Origin of the sequence: Actinoplanes oryzae, from assembly GCF_030757795.1 — a bacterium.
In the GTDB taxonomy this organism is placed as follows: Bacteria; Actinomycetota; Actinomycetes; order Mycobacteriales; family Micromonosporaceae; genus Actinoplanes.
Genome location: NZ_JAUQWH010000266.1, coordinates 1 through 7,779 on the forward strand (window position 1 = coordinate 1; position 7,779 = coordinate 7,779).

Annotated in this window: 9 protein-coding genes and 1 pseudogene; 8 read left to right on the plus strand and 2 right to left on the minus strand. The window is 71.5% G+C overall.

Annotated elements, in window-relative coordinates; genetic code table 11:
• From RBH18_RS41910 to RBH18_RS41925, 5 genes and pseudogenes are all read left to right on the plus strand, one after another.
• On the plus strand, nt 1–410 hold a 410-nt coding region (locus RBH18_RS41910), incomplete at its 5' end, for a winged helix-turn-helix domain-containing protein (RefSeq protein WP_306216081.1).
• The gene (locus RBH18_RS41915; RefSeq protein ID WP_306216082.1) at nt 407–1,669 is read left to right on the plus strand and encodes a sensor histidine kinase; all 1,263 of its coding nucleotides are present in this window, start codon (nt 407–409) and stop codon (nt 1,667–1,669) included. The genes RBH18_RS41910 and RBH18_RS41915, both read left to right, overlap by 4 nt.
• A gap of 114 nt (nt 1,670–1,783) precedes the next feature.
• Nucleotides 1,784–2,458, plus strand: coding sequence for a response regulator (locus tag RBH18_RS41920; protein ID WP_306216083.1), 675 nt, complete (start codon nt 1,784–1,786; stop codon nt 2,456–2,458).
• A 101-nt stretch (nt 2,459–2,559) separates the two neighbouring features.
• Nucleotides 2,560–2,706, plus strand: a pseudogene (locus tag RBH18_RS44230) (lycopene cyclase family protein); the annotation flags it as partial.
• A 38-nt stretch (nt 2,707–2,744) separates the two neighbouring features.
• Complete coding sequence (locus RBH18_RS41925) at nt 2,745–3,122, plus strand: GMC oxidoreductase (RefSeq protein WP_372339072.1); 378 nt, start codon at nt 2,745–2,747, stop codon at nt 3,120–3,122.
• Between the two features lie 70 nt (nt 3,123–3,192).
• On the opposite strand, the gene RBH18_RS41930 is transcribed toward RBH18_RS41925, so the two are convergent.
• Entirely contained in the window at nt 3,193–3,999 is an 807-nt protein-coding gene (locus tag RBH18_RS41930; protein ID WP_306216085.1) for an SDR family NAD(P)-dependent oxidoreductase, read from the minus strand.
• 182 nt (nt 4,000–4,181) lie between these two features.
• Nucleotides 4,182–4,805 (minus strand): DUF1684 domain-containing protein, encoded by a 624-nt coding sequence (locus RBH18_RS41935; protein ID WP_306216086.1) that lies wholly within the window; start codon nt 4,803–4,805, stop codon nt 4,182–4,184.
• A gap of 197 nt (nt 4,806–5,002) precedes the next feature.
• On the opposite strand from RBH18_RS41935, the gene RBH18_RS41940 reads away from it, so the two are divergent.
• From RBH18_RS41940 to RBH18_RS41950, 3 genes are all read left to right on the plus strand, one after another.
• Complete coding sequence (locus tag RBH18_RS41940) at nt 5,003–5,179, plus strand: hypothetical protein (protein ID WP_306216087.1); 177 nt, start codon at nt 5,003–5,005, stop codon at nt 5,177–5,179.
• A gap of 192 nt (nt 5,180–5,371) precedes the next feature.
• Nucleotides 5,372–5,944, plus strand: coding sequence for a sigma-70 family RNA polymerase sigma factor (locus RBH18_RS41945; RefSeq protein ID WP_306216088.1), 573 nt, complete (start codon nt 5,372–5,374; stop codon nt 5,942–5,944).
• A gap of 75 nt (nt 5,945–6,019) precedes the next feature.
• Nucleotides 6,020–7,705: an RICIN domain-containing protein gene (locus RBH18_RS41950; protein ID WP_306216089.1), complete on the plus strand. Its 1,686-nt coding sequence runs from the start codon at nt 6,020–6,022 to the stop codon at nt 7,703–7,705.
• Nucleotides 7,706–7,779: the final 74 nt, after the last annotated feature.

Below are 7,779 nucleotides of genomic sequence, written 5' to 3' on the forward strand. Positions count from 1 at the left end.
ACCGGGTCTCGGGCTTCGAGCACGGCGCCGACGACTATCTGGTCAAACCGTTCGCCATGGCCGAGCTGGTCGCCCGGGTGCGCGCGCTGTGCCGGCGCGACCAGCCCCCGCGGCTGCCCGAACTCACCGTCGGAGACCTGACCCTCGACGTCCCGACACACCGGGTCCGGCGCGCGGGTGTGCTGCTCACCTTCACCGCCAAGGAGTTCGCCGTGCTCGAGGCGCTGATGCTGCGCGCCGGGGAGGCGGTCACGCGGAGCGAGCTGATCGACCGCTGCTGGGACGAGATGAGCGACCCCGCCTCGAACGTGGTCGACGTGGTGATCCGTCAGCTGCGCCGCAAGCTCGGGCCGCCGGATCCCATCGAATCGCTCCGGGGCGTGGGGTACCGCATCCGCGGTTCGGCGTGAACCGCGCCCGCCCCGCCACCGTACGGCTGCGGCGGATGCGGTGGGCGATGACGCTGCTGTACGTCTTCGTGTGTGCGGTCTCGCTCGTCACGCTGCTGCTCATCGCCGCCGGGATCGACGCTCGCGCCAACGCCCACGAGATCGATGCGGAGCTGCGGGGCCGGGCCTCGGCGCTGTCCCGGGCCGTCTGGATCGATGGGGGGATTCTGCACCTGGAGCCGCTGGCCGAGGACGAGCTGGCGACCGCGTCGGACGTGACCGCGGTGCTGCAGCGAACCCCGCCCGGTGGCATCGTTGTCCGCTGGCAACGTCCACGGAAAGACAGTGCGCTTCCCGGGCGGAGCCGGCTGAACGATCTGTGGACGGCGACCGTCCGCCGGCAGGAACCGGTGCTGGCGACGGCTCCGGGGCTCGACGGGCGGGAGCTGCGCTGGGCCACCGCCCCGGTGTGGGGCACCGACGAGATCGGCGCGGTCGTGCTGATCGCGATCGATCCGGAGCCCGCGGAACGGACCCACGACGAGCTGATTCTCTGGCTCGCCGTGGGCTGCGCCGTCCTGGTGCTGACCTGCGCGGGGATCGGCCACGTGCTGTCCGGCAAGAGCATGCGCCCCTCGATACGGGCGCTGGAGCAGCAGGAACAATTCCTGGCCGAGGCGGCGCACGAGCTGCGTACCCCGCTGGCCGTCCTGCGCGTGACGCTGGAGGGCCGGGCCGGCCCGCCAGCGGCGCTGCCGGACGCCGTGCGGCTGGTCGACCACCTGGACCGGCTGGTGTCCGGGTTGCTCAGCCGCGCCCGCATCGACGCCGGCACCCGGCAGCTGGAGCTGACCCCGTTGCGGCTGGACCTGCTGGCCGAGCAGGTGGTGGACGAGCTGCCGGACCGGGACGCGCCCGTGTCGCTGCACACCGAGCCGACCGTCGTGCTCGGCGACCCCGACCTGCTGACCCAGGCGATCCGGAATCTTGTCGAGAACGCGTTGCGCCACGGCACCGTGGCCGGCGAACCGTCCGGTGTCGAGGTGCGCGTCTCGGGCGGCAAGGTGGCGGTCCGCGACCATGGGCCGGGGATCCCCGGCCCGGACCGGGACCGGGTCTTCGGTGACCGCGTGACCGGCGGCCGCGGCGGCGTCGGCATCGGCCTGGCCATCGTCCGGTGGGTCGCCGAGCTGCACGGCGGGCGAGCGTACGTGGCAGCCGCCGAGGGACGAGGCGCACTGGTGGAACTGGAGCTGCCCCGCTTCATCGTCCGCTCATGATCGGTTTGTCACGCTGTCGTCATGATGATCGATTCGTCCCCGGCCACGCTCTCGGCGTACCGGACCATGGCGCGGGATCCCTTCTTCAATCCCGCACCCTAGAAGGATCCCGCCATGATTCGCGTCATGATCGCCGACGATCAGCCGCTCGTGCGCGCCGGCCTGCGCACCGTCCTGGCCCAGCACCCCGAGCTGACGGTCGTGGGCGAGGCCAGGGACGGGCAAAGCGCCGTCGAGCAGTGCCGCGACCTGCGCCCGGACGTCGTCCTGATGGACACGCAGATGCCCCGGCTGGACGGCATCGCCGCCACCCGCGACATCATGGGGTCCCAGCCCCCCGGCGGCTCCGCCGTGCGCGTGCTGGTCATGACGGAATCCGACATCGACGACTGCCTCTACGAGGCGCTCAGCGCCGGGGCGGCCGCCATCCTGCGGAAGACCTGCGAGCCCACCGAACTGATCCAGGCCATCCACCTCATGGCCGACACCGAGGCCCTGCTGCCGCCCAGCATCAGCAAACGACTCGTCGCCAGCTTCATCGAGACCCATCCACGCCGGCACCCCACGTTGCCCGGCATCCTCGACATGCTCACCGCCCGCGAACGGCAGGTGCTCGAACTCATGTCCACCGGCCACTCCAACGCCGAGATCGCCACCACCCTGGTCATCTCCGAACAGACCGCCAAGACCCACGTCAGCCGGGTGCTCACCAAACTCAACCTGCGCGACCGCGTCCACGCCGTGGTCTTCGGCTACGAAAGCGGCCTGGTCCGCCCCGGACAACACTGAAACGTGAACACCAGGGCCCGCGGCTCCGTCGAACGGGGAATGCACGCAGTCGGCTGCTTGTCCGCTGCGTCCTGGGCTCGCTGGTGAAAGGCAGAAGTGGCATGGCTGTTCGAAGCGACCACGTCGAGGGGCCGTTGCCCGACGTCGTCGACTACATCGTGATCGGTGCGGGCAGCGCGGGGTGCGTCCTGGCCGCCCGGCTCAGCGCCGATCCCTCGAGCACCGTATTGCTGCTGGAGGCGGGCGACCTCGTGGATCCCGTACACCGATCCCGCGTCGACCTCCCGTGGTCGACCCCGCCTATCTCACCGCCGGGGACGACGCGGCACGGCTCCGGGCCGGGGCAAGAGCCGTCCTGCGTCTCTTCGGCGCGAAGCCGCTGGCCGACGTCACGGAGGCCGCGCTGGATCTTCCGGCGCGGGCCACGGACGAGGAGCTGGACTCCTACATCGCCGCGGCCGCCAACACGTACTGGCACCCGGCCGGCACCGCCCGCATGGGTACGGACGGCGACGCGGTGGTCGGCCCCGATCTGCGCGTGCGCGGCGTCGCGGGCCTGCACGTCGTCGATGCCTCGGTGTTCCCGGCCGTGCCGCGGGCGAACACCCAGGCGAGTGTCATCGCTCTCGCCGAACGCGCCGCCGACCTCCTCCGCGACCGCTGACAGAGGTACGCCGGCGCACTCACCGCTCCCGGCCCGGTGCCGCGGCATCGGGCCGGGAGCGGCTCACCGGTCAGGCCCCGGGCGCGAGCGGCCGGGGTGTCGCGGTCGGGGGCAGGTGCATGACCTGGTTCAGCCCGCCGTCGACCGTGACGGTCGCGCCGGTGACGTAGCTGGCTTCGGAGCTGGCCAGGAAGGCGACGACGGCGGCGATCTCCTCGGGTGTGCCGGTGCGGCGCATCGGGATGTGCGACCTGTAGATGTCCAGCACGTCGCCGGGCAGATCCGCGATCGGCCCGGTCATCCCGGTCGGGAAGATGAACCCGGGGTGCACCGTGTTCGAACGGACGCCGTGCGCGGCGTGCTCGATCGCGATGCTCGCGCTGAGGCTCTCCGCGGCGCTCTTGGCAGCGCCGTAAGCGGCCTGACCGTAGTTGTTGCGCAGGGCGTTGGACGACCCGATGGTCACGATGTTGCCCCGGGTCCTCTTCAGGTGCGGGATCGCGGCCTTGGCCGTGTGGAAGACCGCGGACGCGTTCACGGCCATGATGTCGTGCCAGGTCGAGGCGGCCAGGTCCTCGAAGAGGCCGACATCACTGACGCCCGCGCAATTCACGAGAACATCCAGGCGGCCGTACGACGCGACGGTCCCGTCGATCAGCTCGGCGACGGCTGCCTCGTCACGTACGTCCGCTGCGCGCGCGACGATCGTGCTCCCCTCGGGTGCCTGCCCGGCGGTCTGCTCGAGCTTGCCGGAGTCGCGCCCGGCGATGACGACCGTCGCGCCTTCCGCGGCGAGCCGCAGGGCGATGGCCGCGCCCATGCCGGATCCGCCCCCGGTGACCACGGCGACCTGTCCGGAAAAGCGATTGGGTTCCACGCACGTCTCCTTGCACTTCCGATGCTGTCGTGGGTACGACGGCCGGCCGGGCCGGACCGTTCATGTCGACGGCCACCATCCCTGGAGACGCGAGCGCCGGTGCGGCCGATCCCGGCCCGCGAGTCGTACACGCCGGCTGGGCTGCAGCTGGCGCTTGCCGTGCGTCGCGCCCTGCGCCACCCTCAGGCTCCGCTGACCTCCGGGACCCGCCCTTCCCAGCCTTCGTGATAGACCAGCTCTCCGGCCTCGATGGTGGCGTCGAGGCGGTTCTCCGGCGGGGCCAGCGGGCACTGCCAGGCATCGTCGTAGGCGCACGACGGGTTGTAGAGATAGTTGAAGTCCAGCCGTACTCGGTTGCCGGAAAGGATCTGCAGGCCCCGGCCGAAGGTGCCCTTGACGGTGTCGGTGAGATAGCGACCGCCGCCGTAGGCGCCGTGGCCGCACAGACCGTCACGGACGGGGAGGAAGAGCCCTCCGCCGTAGGCGGCGATCCACCAGAGGGAGAGCTCGCCGAGCGGGGTCTCGAGGATGCCGGCGCGGCGGTAGTGGACCACACCGTCCGCGCCGCCGGTGTCGATGTCGATCTCGCCGTCGGCCGGGCGGAGCGTGGCCTCGACTATCGCGTCGTCGTTGGGCGGCAGGTAGCGCAGGCCCGTGAAGGTGGCCCGCTCGGCGGGCGGGATGGCCGACTGCGGGTGCGTGGCGAAGAGCTCGTCGCGCTGGGCTCGGAACTCCTTCAGATCGGTGTCTGCCAGGTACATCCGCGCAACGGCGGCACGGTAATCAGTCAGCTCCAGGGCGTTCATCTCTCCAACCTATGGCGGAGCGGGCACTGTCGTCCCGTGAGTCACGACTCAGCCCGCAGGTGAACCGCTTGCGCACCGGCGCCGTTCCGCGCGCGTGGGACGAAGCCGGAACCGGGCGCCTTCCGGCAACAGTCCGTGAACAGCTACGCCTCACCGGCCGTCGTACAGCGGACCCACTGTCTACCGGAGGGCCCCGGATGTCGATCCTCGACGACATCCGCTCGGGGAGGCATGCGTACGACTGGCAGGCCGAGGACGCCGGAGGCCGGCCCGAGCTGACCGCCTGGCGGGAGCGCATCGCCCGGCATCCGCTGGAGGACGTGAGGCGGCATCTCCTCGCGATGGTGGAGGACCTGGACGAGCCCGGGGCCTGAGCCGGGCGACCCGGGCCGCGGAAATTGCCGGCGCGCGGTGAACACGATCGCCGGGCCGCTCGTCGTCCACGGGGGACGGAAGAGCCCCGCCGCCGAGCCGAAGGGACATGCCTTGACCTCACTCCTCATGGCAGGCCCCCACCGGCCCCGGCGCAGTGGCGCCCCCGGGGACCGGCCGACATCCCGAATCACATGACAGGGCTGCCGGAACCGTCCGACCGGGCGGCAACCGACGAGGCCGCGCTGCGGCACCTGGAGCAGGTGCACGGTCCGGTGCTGCGCGGCTTCCTGACCCGGCTGACGAACGGCGACGCGCAGCGGGCGGAGGACATCATGCAGGAGACGCTGCTGCGGGCCTGGTCCCACCCGAATCAGCGCCACGCCGACGGGCGGTGGAGCCGCGCCTGGCTCTTCACCGTGGCGAAGCGGATCTTCATCGATCAGCTCCGGGCCGGGGCGGCGCGACCGGCCGAGCTGTCCGACGAGCACATCGAGGCCCACGCCGGCACCGACGATCCCATCGAGCGGACCCTGGAGGCCCTGGAGGTGCGCGCGGCCCTGGACTCGCTGCCCGAGCGCCTGCGGATCACCCTCGTCGAGATCTACTTCCAGGAGCGGTCGGTGGCCGAGGTCGCGGAGATCCTCGACGTGCCGCCGGGCACCGTGAAGTCGCGCACCTTCTACGCGTTGCGGGCGTTGCGCGAGGCCTTGACCGAGCGCGGCTTCGAGGCCCGCCCCCAGTCAGAAAAACACGTACGGCCATGAACCGGTGACGGCGATGCGTCGTCTGGATAGCGCACCACCCCTTTCCCCGGATCCAACGAGCAGATGAGTGGACCCATGACTGAACGCGCTACGCCACGATCGCTGTGGCGGCGGATGCCGGCGAACATCCGCGGCCGGACCGAAGTAGTGGCTCTGGCCCTGACCGTCGTCGTGTGCGGCGCCCTGGCCCTCGACGTGGTCCCGGCGATCGCCGACGCCGAGAAGCTCGAGGGACGGCCCGTACCCGCGGAGGACGTGCCTCACCTGGTCGCCGCGGCGCTGTCCTGCCCGGCCCTGACCCCGCCGAAGCTGGCGGCCCAGGTGATGGCCGCGACCGCCTTCGGCACCGACGGCAGCAACCGCGGCCTGTCCGGCATGGACGAGGCGGCCTGGTCGAAGTGGCGTCCCTTCGCCGGCGCCGACCGCAAGGACCACGAGGCCGGCATTCTCGCCGTGGCCCACCGCACCTGCGAGGCCGTCGGTGAGCTGCGGGCGGCGAAGGTCGACGGCGACCTCTGGTCGGCGGCGCTGGCCGCCGAGAAGGCCGGACTCCCGGCGGTCGTCGCGGCCAAGGGCGTGCCTGGGTCGGCCGAGACGTACGTCGCCAAGGTCACCGCCTATTCCTACTGGTACGCCGAGCAGCCTCAGTTCACCATCGGCAAGACAGCGGCGGCGACATCGGCCGCCCCCTCGCCCGAGCCGGTGCCGGCCGACCTCGTCGCCGACATCAACGCCGCGGGCCGGATCTGCCCCACGGTCACCCCGGCCCGCGTGGCCGCGCAGCTGCGCGCCTTGTCCGGCTTCAACCCGAGCCTCCGGTCCGCCGACGGCGCGGCGGGCATCGCCCAGTTCTCCGACGAGCTCTGGGAGGAGTACCGGCCGGGCGCGGCGGCCTCCCGATGGAACCCGGACGACGCGATCCCCGCGATGGGCACCGCCATGTGCGACATGACCAACCAGCTGACCGGGCTCGGCGGCACCGACCCGTACAAGCTGGCGCTGGGCGCCTATCAATGGGGACTCGGCGTCATCCGGCAGGCGGCCGGGCTGCCGCGGGGCACCGTCCCGCAGCTGGCCGACCGGGTCGAGCAGTACGTCGGGGGCTACGAGAAGGACTCCCGGCTGCACAACCGGACCAAGCCGGCACCGTCACCGTCGCCGTCCGCCTCGCCGAGCAACAAGGCGCCCACATCGCCGGCGCCGAGTTCCTCGCCCATGTCCGTGTCGCCGACGCCGACTCCGACGCCGTCCGCGTCGGCCACCGCGACGCCGTCCAAGACTCCGGCGGTCGCCTTCGACCCGGACGCCCGCTATCAGATCCGCAATGCCTGGGCCGGCGCGGTGCTCGAGGTGCCCGACGGTGCGGCCACGGCGGCGAACACCCGGATCGAGCTCTGGAACAACAAGAACGAGAAGGGCCAGTACTGGCGGATCGCGAAGGCGAAGGCCGCCGGCTACGTCCTGATCGTGAACGACCTCACCGGGCAGGCGCTCGCCCTGGAGGGCAAGTCGACGGCGAACCGGGCGAAGGTGGTCGTCGTGGCGAAGAACAGCAGCGCCGTGTCGCAGCAGTGGAAGCTGACCGACGAGGGCGACGGCAAGGTCTCCATCGAGAACCGGAACTCCGGCAAGGTGATGGAACTGCTCGGTGACGACCTCGGCCCGCCGTTCGCCGACGGCACCTGGAACGGCTACTGGGTCGAGCAGTACGACCGTGTCCCGACCACGAACCGGGATCAGTTCTGGTTGCTCGTGAAGTAGTCACAGGCGGGCCGCCGGACATCCCGGCCAGATTCCCCGCTGTCAGTCAAGGGAGACCGTCCCCGACCCCCGGC